This window comes from Allobosea sp. (genome assembly GCF_051860145.1).
Taxonomy (GTDB): domain Bacteria; phylum Pseudomonadota; class Alphaproteobacteria; order Rhizobiales; family Beijerinckiaceae; genus Allobosea.
The window spans coordinates 343,441-358,724 of sequence record NZ_JBHYEM010000002.1 but is presented as its reverse complement, the minus strand read 5'-3'; the positions used below and the strand labels follow the sequence as shown (position 1 = coordinate 358,724).

At 68.6% G+C, this 15,284-nt stretch carries 15 protein-coding genes; 7 read left to right on the top strand and 8 right to left on the bottom strand.

Going from position 1 to position 15,284, the window contains the following annotated elements; all coding sequences use genetic code 11:
* The first annotated feature begins 27 nt into the window (after positions 1 to 27).
* Both ACTIF2_RS04940 and ACTIF2_RS04935 read left to right on the top strand, forming a co-directional pair.
* A complete protein-coding gene (locus ACTIF2_RS04940; protein ID WP_439495926.1) occupies positions 28 to 327 on the top strand; it encodes a hypothetical protein in 300 nt (99 codons plus the stop codon).
* 22 nt (positions 328 to 349) lie between these two features.
* Positions 350 to 2,053, top strand: coding sequence for a methyl-accepting chemotaxis protein (locus ACTIF2_RS04935; RefSeq protein WP_439495925.1), 1,704 nt, complete (start codon positions 350 to 352; stop codon positions 2,051 to 2,053).
* Positions 2,054 to 2,074: 21 nt separating this feature from the next.
* On the opposite strand, the gene ACTIF2_RS04930 is transcribed toward ACTIF2_RS04935, so the two are convergent.
* From ACTIF2_RS04930 to ACTIF2_RS04920, 3 genes are all read right to left on the bottom strand, one after another.
* Positions 2,075 to 2,959, bottom strand: coding sequence for an MBL fold metallo-hydrolase (locus tag ACTIF2_RS04930; protein ID WP_439495924.1), 885 nt, complete (start codon positions 2,957 to 2,959; stop codon positions 2,075 to 2,077).
* Positions 2,960 to 2,998: 39 nt separating this feature from the next.
* Positions 2,999 to 3,709, bottom strand: a complete 711-nt coding sequence (locus tag ACTIF2_RS04925) for a DUF1013 domain-containing protein (protein WP_439496070.1) — start codon at positions 3,707 to 3,709, stop codon at positions 2,999 to 3,001.
* A gap of 198 nt (positions 3,710 to 3,907) precedes the next feature.
* Entirely contained in the window at positions 3,908 to 4,906 is a 999-nt protein-coding gene (locus tag ACTIF2_RS04920; RefSeq protein ID WP_439495923.1) for an NAD(P)H-quinone oxidoreductase, read from the bottom strand.
* 138 nt (positions 4,907 to 5,044) lie between these two features.
* On the opposite strand from ACTIF2_RS04920, the gene ACTIF2_RS04915 reads away from it, so the two are divergent.
* Both ACTIF2_RS04915 and rcdA read left to right on the top strand, forming a co-directional pair.
* On the top strand, positions 5,045 to 5,245 hold the full coding sequence (locus tag ACTIF2_RS04915; protein WP_439495922.1) for a DUF1192 domain-containing protein: 201 nt from the start codon (positions 5,045 to 5,047) through the stop codon (positions 5,243 to 5,245).
* Positions 5,246 to 5,618: 373 nt separating this feature from the next.
* Entirely contained in the window at positions 5,619 to 6,149 is a 531-nt protein-coding gene (rcdA, locus tag ACTIF2_RS04910; protein ID WP_439495921.1) for a protease adaptor protein RcdA, read from the top strand.
* A gap of 99 nt (positions 6,150 to 6,248) precedes the next feature.
* Here the strand turns inward: rcdA and rpmE are convergent, their stop codons facing one another.
* On the bottom strand, positions 6,249 to 6,482 hold the full coding sequence (gene rpmE, locus ACTIF2_RS04905; protein ID WP_439495920.1) for a 50S ribosomal protein L31: 234 nt from the start codon (positions 6,480 to 6,482) through the stop codon (positions 6,249 to 6,251).
* Between the two features lie 127 nt (positions 6,483 to 6,609).
* On the opposite strand from rpmE, the gene ACTIF2_RS04900 reads away from it, so the two are divergent.
* From ACTIF2_RS04900 to ACTIF2_RS04890, 3 genes are all read left to right on the top strand, one after another.
* A complete protein-coding gene (locus tag ACTIF2_RS04900; protein WP_439495919.1) occupies positions 6,610 to 8,406 on the top strand; it encodes an ABC transporter transmembrane domain-containing protein in 1,797 nt (598 codons plus the stop codon).
* A 19-nt stretch (positions 8,407 to 8,425) separates the two neighbouring features.
* Positions 8,426 to 9,220 carry a bestrophin-like domain gene (locus ACTIF2_RS04895; protein ID WP_439495918.1) on the top strand — a complete coding sequence of 265 codons (795 nt, stop codon included), beginning with the start codon at positions 8,426 to 8,428 and terminating at the stop codon, positions 9,218 to 9,220.
* A gap of 220 nt (positions 9,221 to 9,440) precedes the next feature.
* Positions 9,441 to 11,030: an EAL domain-containing protein gene (locus ACTIF2_RS04890; protein WP_439495917.1), complete on the top strand. Its 1,590-nt coding sequence runs from the start codon at positions 9,441 to 9,443 to the stop codon at positions 11,028 to 11,030.
* A gap of 26 nt (positions 11,031 to 11,056) precedes the next feature.
* Here ACTIF2_RS04890 and ACTIF2_RS04885 read toward each other — a convergent pair whose 3' ends face one another.
* The 4 genes from ACTIF2_RS04885 to ACTIF2_RS04870 form a co-directional block, all read right to left on the bottom strand.
* On the bottom strand, positions 11,057 to 12,025 hold the full coding sequence (locus ACTIF2_RS04885; RefSeq protein WP_439495916.1) for an Ldh family oxidoreductase: 969 nt from the start codon (positions 12,023 to 12,025) through the stop codon (positions 11,057 to 11,059).
* A gap of 79 nt (positions 12,026 to 12,104) precedes the next feature.
* Positions 12,105 to 13,121: a peptidoglycan -binding protein gene (locus ACTIF2_RS04880; RefSeq protein WP_439495915.1), complete on the bottom strand. Its 1,017-nt coding sequence runs from the start codon at positions 13,119 to 13,121 to the stop codon at positions 12,105 to 12,107.
* A gap of 138 nt (positions 13,122 to 13,259) precedes the next feature.
* Positions 13,260 to 14,267 (bottom strand): flagellar motor protein MotA, encoded by a 1,008-nt coding sequence (locus tag ACTIF2_RS04875; RefSeq protein ID WP_439495914.1) that lies wholly within the window; start codon positions 14,265 to 14,267, stop codon positions 13,260 to 13,262.
* Positions 14,268 to 14,452: 185 nt separating this feature from the next.
* Positions 14,453 to 15,241: an inositol monophosphatase family protein gene (locus tag ACTIF2_RS04870; protein WP_439495913.1), complete on the bottom strand. Its 789-nt coding sequence runs from the start codon at positions 15,239 to 15,241 to the stop codon at positions 14,453 to 14,455.
* Positions 15,242 to 15,284 lie beyond the last annotated feature (43 nt).

Below are 15,284 nucleotides of genomic sequence, written 5' to 3'. Positions count from 1 at the left end.
TGCATATGCGCGTCATGGAAACCCCCTATGGCCAGGCCTGTCGGCAGATCGGTCGCTCTCGTGCTCGGCGCCCTGCTGGCGCCGGTCGTCCTGGTCCTGGCGCCGCGTGATCGGGCCTCCGTCATCGTGCTCGCCGCGAGCAGCGCAGGCGCGGCCGAAGCGGTGACGCTCGCCGAGGGCGCGATCCTGGCGCGGTTCGGCGAATTCGGCCTCGTTGCACGTTCGGATGAGCCCGGCTTCGCCGCGCGCCTCTACGGCGCGGGCGCCATGCTCGTCATCGACGGCGCCGGCCGCGGCGGCTGCCTGCCGCAATCCCAGCCGTCATGAAACACCGTGCGAGGACCAGCCGATGAGCCGCAGCCTTGACGCGATCCGCAGTGCCTTCACGACACCGCTCATGCTCGGGCAATGGGCGCTGGTGCCGCTGGTCGCCATCACGGCCTGGTTCGCGGGCCATCCGGCGGTGATAGCGATCGGCATCGTATCGGCGCTGCTCGCCGGAGCCGGCGCGCTGTCCTGGTCCTGGGACCGGACCGGGCTTTCCACTCGCATCACGTCGACGGTCGTCCTTTGCGGCCAGGTCGCACTGCTGGTCTTCGCCTGCGAAGGCACCCGCTATCAGATCGACATGCATATGGCGTTCTTCGCCGGGCTGGCGATCACCACGGCCTGGTGCTGCTGGCGCGCGATCCTGACGGCGACGGCGGTCGTGGCGGTGCACCATCTCCTCCTCAACATGGTCTATCCCCTCGCGGTGTTTCCGGATGGGGCCGAGTTCTCGCGCGTGGTGGTGCATGCGCTGATTTTGCTGGCCGAGGCGGGCGCGCTGGTCTGGCTGGCGCTGCGCCTTGAATCGGCACTGCGCATCGCGGATTCAGCGACGGATGCGGCGCTGGCGAACGAGGCCCGCGAAAGCGAGGTCCGCCGCGACGCCGCGCAATCCGACGAGCGGCGCGTCCTGGTCGAGGATCAGCTGCTGGCTGCGGTCGAGACCGTCGTCGAGGCGGCCCGGCGCGGCGATTTCTCGGTCCGCGCACCGGAGGCCCTGGAACTCGGTCGTCTGGCCTCGCTGGTTCAGGGCATCGACGAGCTCGCGAGCACCTGCGAGGGCTTCCTGAATGAGACCGACCGAGCCCTTTCCGCCCTTGCCGAGGGCGACCTGACCGCCCGCATGGCGACCGGCTTCGAGGGTCGGCTGGCCGGCGTCGCCGCCAATTTCAACCGCTCGACCGAGACGCTGGGACAGGCGCTCACAGCCGTGGCGCAAAGCGCGGCGGCCACGCATCGGGCGGCGGACGACATCCTGTCCGCGACACGGGATTTGTCCGGCCGGAGCGAGAGCCAGGCCGCGTCGCTGGAGGAAACCTCGGCGACGGTCGAGGAGATCGCCGCCACGGTCCGCCAGACCGCGGAGATGGTCTCGGGCGCGGCCCAAAAGGCTCGCGCCACCGCCGAAAATGCCGATGCCGGCGTCGCGATTGCCGCCCGCGCCGTCGAGGCGATCGACCGCGTCGACGAGCAGGCGAAGAAGATCGCGGATATCGTCGGCGTCATGGACGGGCTGTCGTTCCAGACGAATCTGCTGGCGCTCAACGCCTCGGTCGAGGCTGCGAGAGCCGGCGAGGGCGGGCGCGGTTTCGCCGTCGTCGCGACCGAGGTTCGGCGCCTGGCCCAGCAATCAGCCGATGCGGCCCGCGACGTGCGCGCGCTGATCGGTGACACCAAGCTCCATGTCGACGAGGGCGTGAAGTTCGTGCGCGAGGCAGGCGCCAGCCTGAACGCGATCTCCGGCGATGCGGACGCGGTCGCGCAGGTCTTCGCCGATATCAGCGAGGCGGCGCGCGAGCAGTCGCAGGGCATCGGCGATGTCGAGCGGGCGCTGCAGCAGATGGACGCCCTGACGCAGGACAACGCCCAGGCGGCGGCACGCACGGCGGCGGCCGGCGACGGCATGGCCGAGACCGCAAAGACGCTGGAACAGCTGACGGCGCGGTTCAGGATCGGCAGCGAGATCGGCGAAGCGGCGCAGGCGCCGGTGCGCCGCGCGGCCTGACCGGAGGCGGCGCGGGCGGTTTCAGAAGGCCAGCGTCGCGCCGTTCCAGCTCAGCAGCCGTTCGGGCCAGTCCAGCCGCATCAGGTCCTCGCCGACGATGAGCGGGCCGGCATAGCCCGCCGCTCTGATCTCGCGGGCGAGCGCCGCGGTATCGGCCGCCGGCGGCACCAGATGGGTCAGGGCCAGCGCCCTGGCGCCGGTCCGGGCCGCGAGCTGCGCCACCACGGCGGGCGTCATGTGATAGGCCTGCACCGCCGCGACCGTCTGCGCCGAGCGGACACCGGCGACGATCGGCATCTGGCTGTCGATGAAGACCTCGCAGACCAGCAGGTCGCAGCCTTTCGCCGCCCGCTCGAGCGAGGGCGTCAGCCGGGTGTCGCCCGAAAAGACGATACGGCTCCCCGCCAGCGCGATAGCGAGCCCGAAGGCCGGCTCGACCGGTTTGTGGTCGACCAGGAACGCGTCGATCGCCAGCTCTCCGAGGCCGGCGACGACGCCCTCGCGCAGCTCCTCGAACTGGACGTCGAGGCCGGTCGCGTCCGGGCGCTTCTCGAAGGCGATGCGCAAGGCGCGCTCGCGGGCGAAGGCCTCGTATTGCGCCCGCATGTTGGCGAGCGCCGGCGCCGGCGCCATGACGCGCCAGGGGCGGGCGCGGCCCTGATGCCAGGACGAGACCACGAGCTGGTAGAAATCGACCAGGTGGTCGGAATGCTCATGGGTGACGATGAGCAGGTCGATATCGGCGCCGCGATGTCCAGCCGCGACGAGGCGCTGGCTGACGCCCGAGCCGCAATCGATCAGGACCTTGCGGCCGGCCGCCTCGACGAGATGGGACGGGCCGGCGCGGCGGAGGCTGACCGGCGGGGCGCCGGTCCCGAGGAAGGTGAAGGCTAGACCCGGTGTCACGGCCGCGCTCCCGCTCGGATGGCGCCGGGCAGAGCCGGCTCAGTCCTCGTCGCCATCCTCGTCGGCCGGACGCTTGAGCTGCTTCAGCTTGGCGAAGACCGAATCGACGTCGATCGCCGCTTCCTCCTCGCGCTTCGGCTTGCTCATGTCGGCGAAGGGCTGGCCGCTCGGGGCTGCCTCGGGGGCCGTCGTCTCCTCGGCGGGAAGCAGGGTCGAGCCGGCCTCGGCCAGGGCGGCCGGGCGGTCCTTGGCGGCGCGCGCCACCTCGAAATCGAGATCGATCTGCGAGCTCAGGCCGAGGCTGACCGGGTCGATCGGGGTCAGGGTCTGGGCGTTCCAATGGGTGCGGTCGCGGATCTGGGCGATGGTCGACTTGGTCGTGCCGATCAGCCGGATGATCTGGGCGTCCTTAAGCTCGGGATGGTTGCGCAGCAGCCAGAGGATCGCGTTCGGGCGGTCCTGGCGCTTCGAGACCGGGGTGTAGCGCGGGCCCTTGGTGCGCTTGATCTCCGGCACCTTCACCTTGCGTTCGGCGAGCCTGAGATGGTGGTTCGGGTCCTTGGCGGCGCGCTCGAGCTCCTCGCGGGTGAGCTGGCCGGAGGTGATCGGGTCAAGACCCTTGATGCCGGCCGCGACCTCGCCATCGGCGATGCCGCGCACCTCGAGCGGGTGGAGTTTGCAGAACTCGGCGATCTGCTCGAAGGTCAGGGACGTGTTCTCGACCAGCCAGACCGCGGTGGCCTTCGGCATCAGCGGGGGGGACTGTGACACGGGATATCTCCTGGATCTCGAAGGTCGGCCGTCAAGGCCGGAACAGCGTCGCGGACAATAGCTCTCATGCGCCGACCGGCCTCCCCGGCCGGCCATCCAAATCATCAGCGATGAGCAGGATGGCGCGCGTTATAGGCAAAGCCGTGGTGGCTGTCCAAGGAAAAGCGTCTAATCCTTCTACACCGTCAGCACGATCTTGCCGATATGGGTGTTGCTCTCCATCAGGCGATGGGCCTCGGCGGCCCGGGCGAGGGGAAAGGTCTGGTGGATCACCGGCTTGCAGCGCCCCTGCGCCAGCAGCGGCCAGACCCTGGCCTCCAGCTCGGCGGCGATCGCGGCCTTCTCAGTGATGGTGCGCGGGCGCAAGGTCGAGCCGGTATGGGTCAGCCGCTTCATCATCAGCCGGCGGAAATCGACCTCGGCCTTGGGGCCGTTCAGGAAGGCGATCTGGACGATGCGGCCGCTTTCGGCCGCGGCCTCGTAGTTGCGACCGATATAGTCGCCGCCGACCATGTCGAGGATCAGGTCGACGCCGCGCCCGCCGGTCGCCTGCTTCGCCACGGCGACGAAATCCTGCTCGCGATAGTTGATCGCATGCTCGGCGCCGAGCTCGCGGCAGGCGGCGCATTTCTCGGCCGAGCCGGCGGTTGCGATCACCATCGCGCCGAAGGCCCTGGCGAGCTGGATCGCCGTGGTGCCGATGCCGGACGTGCCGCCATGGACCATGAAGCTCTCGCCGGACTTCAGGGCGCCGCGCTGGAAGACGTTGGTCCAGACGGTGAAATAGGTCTCGGGGATCGCGGCGGCCTCGAGCAGCGACAGCCCGGCGGGAACCGGCAGGGCATTGCTCTCGTGCACGACGGCATATTGGGCATAGCCGCCGCCGGCGACGAGCCCGCAGACTTGGTCGCCGAGCGCAAAGCGCCGTGCCCCGTCGCCCAGCGCCACGACCGTGCCCGCGATCTCGAGGCCGGGAATGTCCGAGGCGCCAGGCGGCGGCGCGTAGCCGCCGAGGCGCTGCAGGACGTCGGGCCGGTTGATGCCGGCAGCCGCTACGGCCACCAGAATCTCACCCGGTCCGGGCTTCGGCACCGGCCGGGTCGTCGCCTGCAGCACGTCGGGGCCGCCCGGAGCCTCGAAGCCGATCGCGGTCATGGTTTCTGGCAGTGCTGGCATGGTGGCTCGCGGTCCTTTTTCGATGAGCGCCGCTCGGCGCGCGACAGGGCTTCATGGCGCCCATCCGGCCGGGATAGTGGCCTTGCGGCCGTGAGACGGCTAGTCTTCCCGTCGTCGGGTTTCGAAAATGAGGCAGCCATGTCGGTGTTTCCAGAGGATGACCGCCCCGCGCCGCAGCCGATTCACCTGATCGGTCAGGATCTCTCGATGCTGTCGCTGGCGGAGATCGACCAGCGTGTCGAGGCGCTCAAGAGCGAGATCGCGCGGCTCATGGAGATCCGGGCGCGCAAGGACGCGTCCCGCTCGGCGGCGGACGCCTTCTTCCGCAAGAGCGGCTGAGGCGCAGCCGCCAGCCGTCTTCGACCGTTCATCACGAAGAGCCCGCCGATCTGCGGGCCAATGCCGATCTTTTGCGCAAAATCGCGAGCGAGACGGCGCGCGTTAACGACCCCTTAACGATTCCAAAGTATGAATCGGATCGTCCAGTTTGTCTGGATGTCGAGTGGCTCCTGCCCACTCTGTTTGACGCCTCCCTGTTGACCTTCGAGCCGCCTTCGAGGCGGCTCTTTTTTGGTCTGGTCGCGGCCGTTAAGGTTAATCACACCTTACCACAGTCTCGCCGCGGCGACGGCGCTATCCTTGCGGCCATGACGGCATCGAACCCGTGTCGCGTCCCGAACGCACACGCATTGTGCCGATTGGAGACGCCGCCATGAACGATATGACGCTGCTGAAGCCGGAACAGGACGACGGGGCGCTCTCCTTCGCGCGCGGCTTCGTCAAGTCGGATGCGTTCATGCTGCTGTTCCGCGAAGGCATGGGGCTGGTCGAGCAGACGGCGAGCTATCTCGACGGCGACGGCCGCGCCGAATCCGCCGCGCTGCCGCGCGAGGTCGCGCTGACCTATGCGACGGAGAGCATGCGGCTGACGACGCGGCTGATGCAGATCGCGTCCTGGCTCCTGGTGCAGCGCGCGGTCGCCGAGGGCGAGATGACGGCCGAGCAGGCTCGCACCGAAAAGAACAAGGTCAAGATCGCCGAACCGCTGCTGTCTCCGGCGCAGGAGGAGGCCCAGCGCCTGCCGCAGGCGCTGCGGGATCTCGTCGCCCATTCGATCCGCCTGCAGGACCGCATCCGTCATCTCGAGGGCCTGATGGCGGGCGAGCGCACGCCGGAACTGGCGGCCAACCCGGTCCAGAGCCAGATCGAGATCCTGCAGGCGCGGCTCGGCCTGCTGCGCTGATCCGCGACCAATCGCCGCCCGAACGCGAAAAAGCCCGGCCGTGATGGCCGGGCTTTTTGTCTGTGAAGGATCCGGCGATCGCTGCGGATCGCCGCCCGATTACTTCTTGCCGAGCGAGCTCAGCGCGCCAAAGCGCGAATTGAAGCGCGAGACGCGGCCGCCACGGTCGAGCAGCTGCTGCGAGCCGCCGGTCCAGGCCGGGTGCGTCTTCGGGTCGATGTCGAGATTGAGGGTGTCGCCCTCCTTGCCGAGCGTCGAACGCGTGAAGTATTCGGTGCCATCGGTCATGACGACCTTGATGGTGTGGTAGTCGGGATGGATGCCGGTCTTCATGGCGAAATCCTCAATCGTAAGCGGGCACGGTCGATAACCAGGCATAGCTGGCCGGCCCGTCGAACAATTCGTATGAGCCTGTCGTGAAGTCGCGTGCACATATCGCAGGCGAGGCGACAGCGCAAGCATGACAGGGCAGGTAAGCGTGGCCGACGACACCGAGAACCAGAAAAACCAGCGGCCCGATTTCCGTTCCTTGTCCTCGTTCTGGCCCTATGCGCTGGCCCAGAAGGGGCGGATCTCGCTCGCCATCCTGGCGCTCATCGTCGCGTCGGCCGCGACGCTGGTGCTGCCGCTGGCGGTCCGGCGCGTCATCGATGTCGGGTTTTCGGGCGGCGACCAGCAGCTCGCCAACAGCTATTTCATCCTGCTGATCGGCGTCGTCGCGGTGCTGGCGCTGGCGAGCTCGGCGCGATTCTACCTGGTCATGACCGTGGGCGAGCGCATCGTCTCCGACCTGCGCAGCGACGTCTTCACGCATCTGACGCGGCTGGAGCCGGCCTTCTTCGATTCGAGCCGGGCGGGAGACCTGGTCTCGCGGCTCACCGCCGACACGACGCAGATCAAATCGACCTTCGGCTCGACCGCCTCGATCGCGTTGCGCAACGGCATCATGTTCCTCGGCGCGCTGGCGCTGATGGTCGTCACCAGCCCGCAGCTCTCGGCCATCGTCATCGCCGCGATCCCGCTGATCGTGCTGCCGCTGGTGCTGTCGGGCCGGTCGGTGCGACGGCGCGCGCGGGCGGCGCAGGACCGGCTCGCGGACGCCTCCGCCTATGCCTCGGAGGCCGTGGGGGCGATCCGCACGATGCAGTCCTTCGGCGCCGAGCGGCAGACGGCGCGGGCTTTCGAGGACGCGTCGAACGACGCCTATGCCGCCTCGCGCGCGGCGAGCGGCTCGCGCGCCTGGCTCTCGGGCGTCGCGATCTTCCTGGTCAGCGCCAGCGTGGTCTGCGTGCTCTGGGTCGGGGCGACCGAAGTCTTCGCCGGGCGGATGACCGGCGGGCGGCTGTCGCAGTTCGTGCTCTATGCGGTGCTGGCGGCGAGCTCGCTCGGGCAGCTCTCCGAGGTCTATGGCGAGATCTCGGCCGCAGCCGGCGCGGCCGGGCGCCTCGGCGAGATCCTGGCGACGAAGCCGGCCATCGCCGCCCCGCCGCATCCGAAAGCGATGCCCGAACCTTCGCTCGGCGAGCTCGCCTTCGCGCATGTCTCCTTCGCCTATCCGGGGCGCACCGCCTCGGCACTGCACGACCTCTCCTTCAGCATCCGGCCGGGGGAGCGTGTCGCGCTGGTCGGACCTTCGGGCGCCGGCAAGAGCACCGTGCTGCAACTCGCCCTGCGCTTTTACGATCCGGCCTCCGGGCGGGTCACGGTCGACGGCGTCGCCGGGACCGAGGCCGATCCGGAGGTCTGGCGCCGGCGCTTCGCGCTGGTGCCGCAGGAGCCGAGCGTGTTCGGCGTCTCGATCCGCGACAACATCGCCTATGGCCGGCCGGGCGCCAGCCTGGCCGAGGTCGAGGAGGCGGCCCGGCTCGCCGCCGCCGACGGTTTCATCCGCAGCCTGCCGCAAGGCTACGACACCGTGGTCGGCGAGCGCGGCGTGACGCTCTCCGGCGGCCAGCGCCAGCGCCTGGCGATCGCGCGCGCCGTGCTGAAGGACGCGCCGATCCTCCTGCTCGACGAGGCGACCTCGGCGCTCGATTCCGAGAGCGAGCGCGCCGTGCAGGATGCGCTCGACCGACTGATGCTGGGCCGCACGACGCTGGTCGTCGCCCACCGCCTCGCCACCATCCTCTCGGCCGACCGCATCCTGGTGCTGGACGAGGGCAGGGTGGTCGAGGAAGGTAGCCATGCCGAGCTCAAGGCGCGCGGTGGGCTCTATGCGCGATTGGCGGCGCTGCAGTTCGGGCTGGAGGCGGCCTGAGGCATAACGAGGGGCGCGGATGCCGGAGCTGCTCTCTGCCTTCGTCTTCTGCGCGCTGCTCAGCGCCAGCGCCGTGTTCGGCGTATTGCTGCGCGGCTGGCTGCCGGAGGAACACCTCACCGAGCGCAACATGGAGGCGCTGCGGCTGGTCACGAGCCTGCTCGTCACCTTCGCGGCCCTGGTGCTCAGCCTGCAATTGTCGAGCGGCAAGGCCGCGTTCGACACGGCCTATCGCGACCGCAACGCCGATGCCGGGCAGCTCGCCCGGCTCGACCAGTGCCTGCGCGAATATGGCGAGGGTGCGGAACGGGCACGCGAGAAACTGCGCAGCTACACGGCCGCCGTGATCGCCAGCACCTGGCCCGACGAAGAGAAGCCGGCCGGCGTCTCCTATCCGGACATGACGGGCATGGCGCGCCAGGGCGAGAGCGCGACCTTGAGCGCGCTGATCCGCGAGATCGGCCGCGAGATCAACGGGCTCGATCCGCAGGACAGCATGCGGCGCAACCTGGCGGCCGATTGCCGCGCCGTCTTCTCCGACTTCCAGCAGCATCGCTGGGCCGTGATCGAGGATGCGCATGGTTCGCTGACACGGCTCTTCCTCAACATCGTGATCTTCTGGCTGATGCTGGTCTTCGTCTCCTTCGGGCTGCAGGTGCCCCGCAAGCTCCTGGCGGCGGTGGTCCTGGCGATCGGCGTCATCTCGATCTCGAGCGTGATGTTCGTGATCTTCGACCTGGAATGGCCCTATGGCGGCGTGTTCGGCATTCCCAGCGACTCGATGCGTAGCGCCCTGGCGACGATGAGCCGGTAGCGTGAGTTCCGGCATTGCTCCCCGGGCAGGGCTCGCCCGAATCCGTCAATTTCGTCGAAAGATCGAAACGCTTTCCTCATTGCGGTGAAGCGCCGCGCCGATATCGCCGTGTTTCGATAAGGAATTGGTTCCGCCCTGTGATGCAGCGTCTGCGGACGGCTCCAGGACCAGCAATGCGCATCCACCGGACGATGCGCTTGCCACTCGCGAAGGCACAGGCGTGAAGCGGCTCCACGTCATCATCATCGCATCGCTGCTGGCGATCATCGGCGCGGCGGTTCCGCTCGCCGCGATGCTGCAGATCTCGCGGACGCTCGCCGAGCAGACCGAGCAGGCGCGGCTGGAACAGGTCGCCAGGCAGGTGATCGCTCGCGCGAACAGCGCCTTCGCCGAGGCGAGCGCGGCGCTGCACGCCATCGCCAGCGCCACGCCGACGCCCTGCTCGGACGAGCATGTCGCCCTGATGCGGAAGCTGACGGTCAATACCCGTGCCATCGACGAGATGGGCTATTTCAGCGGCGGGCAGCTGGCCTGCACCTCCTGGGGACGGACCGAGGAACGGATCGCGCTCACCCCCGGCGACTATGTCACGCGCGACGGCATCATGGTCGATGTCGGCGTGCGGCCGCGGGTGAGCGGCGCCAATGCGCGGCTGGCGCTGCAATACCGCGATCACAATGTCCTGCTCGATCCGGCGCAGCTGGTCGATGTGCTTGCGCCTTCCGGGATGCAGCTCGCGATCGCCAGCGACACGGGCGTGCTGGTCGGTGCGCTGAACGGCCCCGACCCGGAGCTCCTGCGATCGCTGCTCGCCCGTCCACGCATCGGCATGGACGCGACGCATCTGTTCGCGGCGGCGCGGGCGGACGGCTGGATCGCGGTCGCGACCCAGCCGCGCGACCAGATCCAGCCGAGCCTGCAGCGCCAGCGGATGCTGCTCCTGCCGGTCGGCGCCTTCATCGCGGCGCTGATCGTCGGCATCGTGATCTGGCTGTCGCGCAGGCGGCTCTCGCCGCTGGGCGAACTGACGATCGCGGTGCGCAAGCGCGAGTTCGTCGTCCATTACCAGCCGATCATCGATCTCGAGACCGGCATCTGCGTCGGCGCGGAAGCGCTCGTGCGCTGGCGCCGCCCCGACGGCTCGCTGGTCCGGCCGGACCTCTTCATCCCGCTGGCGGAGGAGAGCGGACTGATCATTCCGATCACCGACCAGGTCGTCGCCGCGGTGATCGCCGACCTCGGCGCTCTTTTGGTCGCCGACCGCTCCTTGCATATCGCGATCAATCTCTGCGCCGAGGACATCAAGACGGGCCGCATCCTGGATGTCATCCAGGGCGCGCTCGCGCCTACGGACATCCGTCCGCAGCAGATCTGGCTGGAAGCGACCGAGCGCGGCTTCATCGATATCGACCCCGCCCGGGAGACGATCGCGAAGGCGCGCCGCCTGGGCCATTCGGTCGCGATCGACGATTTCGGGACCGGCTATTCGAGCCTGCAATATCTCCAGGGCCTGCCGCTGGACGCGCTCAAGATCGACAAGTCCTTCATCGACACGATCGGCCGCAACACCGCGACCAGCTCGGTGACCTCGCATATCATCGAGATGGCGAAGACCCTGAACCTGTTCATCGTCGCGGAGGGCGTCGAAACGCGGGAACAGCTCGATTATCTCCGCGCCCACGGTGTTCATTTCGCGCAGGGCTGGTTCTTCGCCAAGCCGCTGCCGGCCGCGGAATTCGCGGTCTTCCATCGGCAGCGCAAGGAGCGCTACGGCTCCGGGCCGGACGTGATCCAGCGGGCGGCGGCTTGAGCGGCGTCAGGACGATCCGCGGAAATTCAAGATTGATCGTATCGTTCGATCGCTTCCACGAGCCAACCAGGCAGCTCTATCTCAGCACTGCGCGGCCTTCTTCCGGGAATATGGACGCCCTTGGCCGACAGGCGCTGCATATGCGAGGCCAAGCGGGCCGAAAAGTCCGGAGCCAGGATCTCGGGCTTCAGGGCAATGACCAAGAGGCCGGCGCCAGGCGAGCGATTGCCTTCCGTGAAGGACGGCGCATCGACGGACCAGTTCGCGCCGGTCACCCCTGCCGCAAGAGTTTCTACCATCAGCGCGATATTGGCGCCGCGGTCGCCGCCGAATGCCAGAAGCGCGCCCTTGAGCGCCTCGCGTGGATCGGTGGTGGGCCGGCCTTCCAAATCGATCGCCCAGCCATCGGGAAGCGGCTCGCCCATTTCCGCCGCCCGCCTGACATTGACGAATGCGGTCGCGCTCGACGCCTGGTCGATGAGCAGCGGCGGGCCGTTTTCCACGGGGGCGGCAAAGGAGAGCGGATTGGTGCCGTAGACCGCATCGCGGCTTTCGCCGGCGGCTACATGGGCGGATCCGTTGGTAGCGGCCAGCGCGACCAACCCGGCTTCGGCAAGGCGACGCGTGTAGTAGCCCAACTCCCCGGCGCTGTAGCTGTTCGACTGCGACAAGAGCGCGATGCCGTAGATGCCGGCGCGCGCTTGCAACTCGCCGAATGCGCGATCGAAGCCGAGCTGGGCAATGCCACCCCCGGCGTCGATCCGGATGACCGCGGCTGCCGGAAAGCTGATATCGGGCTCAGCCGAGCCCAGTATCCGCCCAGCCCGGATGCTCGCCAGATAATCCAGAAGATGCGCGAAACCGACCGAATGACGCCCATGCAATTCGGCAGCGATCGTCGCGTCCGCCAAGGACGTCGCGACCGCATCATTGGCCCCAACGGCGATCAATGTCCGTCGCGCCATCGCTCGCGCGTCGCTTATCTCAAATCGCACGGGTCTCTCACTCGGTTGAAAAAGCTGCGGCCCGTGCGGGCGAGAACAGGCGGCGATATCCGCAAGGTGAGTCCGGCCCTCACCGCTCGGTGATCTTGAACTCGATCCTGCGGTTGCGGCGATAGGCCTCGTCATTGGTGGCGACGTCGAGCGGCTGGAACTCGCCGAAGCCGGTCGCGGCGATGCGGTCGGCCGGCAGGCCGCGCGAGACCAGATACTCGACCACCGCCACGGCGCGCGCCGTCGAGAGGTTCCAGTTGGAGGGGAACTGCGCCGTCTTGATCGGGCGGGCGTCGGTATGGCCGTCGACGCGCAGGATCCAGGGGATGTCCGGCGGCATCTCGCGGCCGAGATCGCCGAGGATGGTGGCGAGCTTGTCGAGCTCGCCCTGGCCTTCCGGCTTGAGCACGGCCTGGCCGGCATCGAAGAAGACCTCCGACTGGAAGACGAAGCGGTCGCCGACGACCCTGATATCGGGCCTGGCGCCGAGCACCTGCCGCAAACGGCCGAAGAAGTCGGAGCGATAGCGCGCCAGCTCCTGCACGCGCTGGGCCAGCGCGACGTTGAGGCGCGAGCCGAGATCGGCGATGCGGGTCTGCGAGTCCTTGTCCTTGGCCTCCGAGGCGGCCAGCGCCTCCTCGAGCGCGGCGAGCTGCCGGCGCATCGCCATGATCTGCTGGTTGACCTGATCGACCGTCGCCTGGGCGCGGGCGGAGAGCTGCTTCTCCTGCTCGAGCGCCTTCTGGGCCTCCGTCAGCTGCGCCGGGCCGTTGCCGGCCTGGGCCTCGAGCGCGCCCTGGAGGCGGCCGCGCTCGCTCTGCTCGCGCGTCAGCGTCGATTGCAGCAGGGTCAGGTTCTCCTGCGCCTGCCGGTTCGAGCTGCGCTCCAGCGCCAGCAGGTCGGTCAGCTCGGAAATCTGGCGGTTGAGGCGTTCGAGCGCGCTGTCCTTGCCGGTCAGCTCCTGCGACAGGAAGAACTGGCCGAGCACGAAGACCGAGAGCAGGAAGACGATGCCGATCAGCATCGTCGAGAGCGCATCGACGAAGCCGGGCCAGAAATTCAGCTGCTCGCGGCGGTAGGTGCGGGACAGGGCCATGGCGCGCCGCGCTCCTCAGTGCTCGAATTTCAACGGGAGCGCTCCGGCATGGATCCCGGGTCTCCCTGCGGTCGCCCGGGATGACGGCGCGACTTTCTGCAGTGGCTCATACGACATCAGCAGGGCTCCGTGGCGCGATCATGGCTCGGCGACGCTGTTGGCGGTCAGGCGCTCGATCAAACGCTTCAGATCCTTCTCGCGGGCGGCCTGGGCCTCGACCCAGTCGCGGATCAGCTGCTGCTCGGTGCGCATGTGCTGGACCAGCCCCTGCACGCCCTCGGCGAGGTTCGAGATCGCCTGGGTGGCGGCGCGGTTATTGGGGCCGTCGGCGAGCGCGGCGCTGAGCGTGTCCAGTTTCTCGCCGAGCCCGTCGACCAGACCGACGCCGGAGACGGGTCCAGAAAGCGCGACCGTGGCGCTGCGCGTTCCGAGCCAGCTTTCGAGCTCGTTGCGGAAGCGGCGCTGCGCCTGGCCGACCTGCAATTCCAGGAAGCCGAGGATCAGCGAGCCGGCGATGCCGAAGAGCGAGGACGAGAAGGACAGGCCCATGCCGGCCAGCGGTGCGGCGAGGCCGGCCTTGAGCTCGTCGAAGAGCACGCCCGCTTCCGCGCCGGTGCGCAGCGAGCGGATGACGTTGCCGACCGAGCTCACGGTTTCGAGCAGGCCCCAGAAGGTGCCGAGCAGGCCGAGGAAGACGAGGAGCCCGGCGAGATAGCGCAGCACCTCTCGGCCGTCATCGAGCCTGACCGCGATCGATTCGAGCACCGAGGCCGCCTGCGCCGGCGCCAGCGTGCGGGTCTCCAGCGCGGGCAGCACGGTGCCGAGCGGCGCGATGACCTGGCCGCGCTCGACGCTGGCGCGCGCGGGGGCGCTGGCAAGCTCGGTCGCGGCGCGGGCCTCGCTGTCGACGCGCCAGAGCTCGCGCAGCGCGATCAGAATGCCGACGAGCAGCGCGCCGAGGATCAGGCCGTTCAGGCCCGGATTGGTCATGAAGGCGGTGACCAGCCCCTGCTGGAGGATGAAGCCCAGGAAGCCGATCAGGGCCAGGAACAGGATCGCGCGGATGGCGTAACGCAGCGGCCGTGAAAAATGGGTTCCGTCCCGCGCCGTCGCGACCGTTTCGGTCGCGGTGTCCTCTGTCGTCATGCCCCGTCTTCCGTTCGCCTGGAGCCGGCCCGGCCCCGATCGGGCCGACAGCCGCCTCTTCAACAGTGGAGCATGATCGGGCGAAAGGCCGGCGTGGCCGTTCGCGATCACGATCCTTGTCGCCGCGCAGGGACTGTCGCCTCCCCTTGCGCCATGATCAAGCGTGAAAGATCAGCGATATAGGATTAGCCGGCCGTCTTGAGCGCGGCGCGCAACGCCTGCTCGCCTACCTCGTTGCCGCAAATGACGTCGCTGGCGCTGGTCGGCTGCTTGCCGTCGAGCGTGCCGAAGGTGCCGCCCGCCTCGCGGATCATCACGGCGCCGGCAGCGAAATCCCAGGTGTGGAGGCCGCGTTCCCAATAGGCGTCCATGCGCCCGGCCGCGACATAGGCGATGTCGAGCGCGGCCGAGCCCATGCGCCGGACATTGGCGAAGCGCGGCATCACCGCGCCGAGCTCGCGCAGGAAGAGCGGGTGGCCGCCCTTGCCGATATGCGGCACGCCCATGCCGATCAGCATCTCGGCTGGCTCGCGCCGGCCCGAGACCCGCATGCGGCGGTTGTTGACATAGGCGCCCTTGCCCTTCTCGGCGACGAAGATCTCATCCTTGGCCGCATCGTAGATCACGCCGGCAATGAACTGGTTGTCGCGTTCGAGCGCGACCGAGATGTTCCAGTGCGGGATGCCGCGCAGGAAGTTATGGGTGCCGTCGAGCGGGTCGATATGCCAGCGGTTGCTTTCGTCGGTGCCGTGGACGACGCCGCTCTCCTCCATGATGAAGCCGTAGCCGGGCCGGGCCTTCTCCAGCGCGGCGCGCAGGATCTCCTCGGCCTTGTGATCGGCCTTCGAGACGAAATCGCCCGGGCCTTTGGCCAGAACCTGCAGGTTCTCGATCTCGCCGAAATCGCGCTTGAGCGAGCGGGACGCCTTCATCACGGCGTCGGTCATCACGGTCATCAGGGGGGAGCGGATCATTCAAAACCTCATGCGCGCGGTTTCCGCGCGGCCGGTAAGGCCG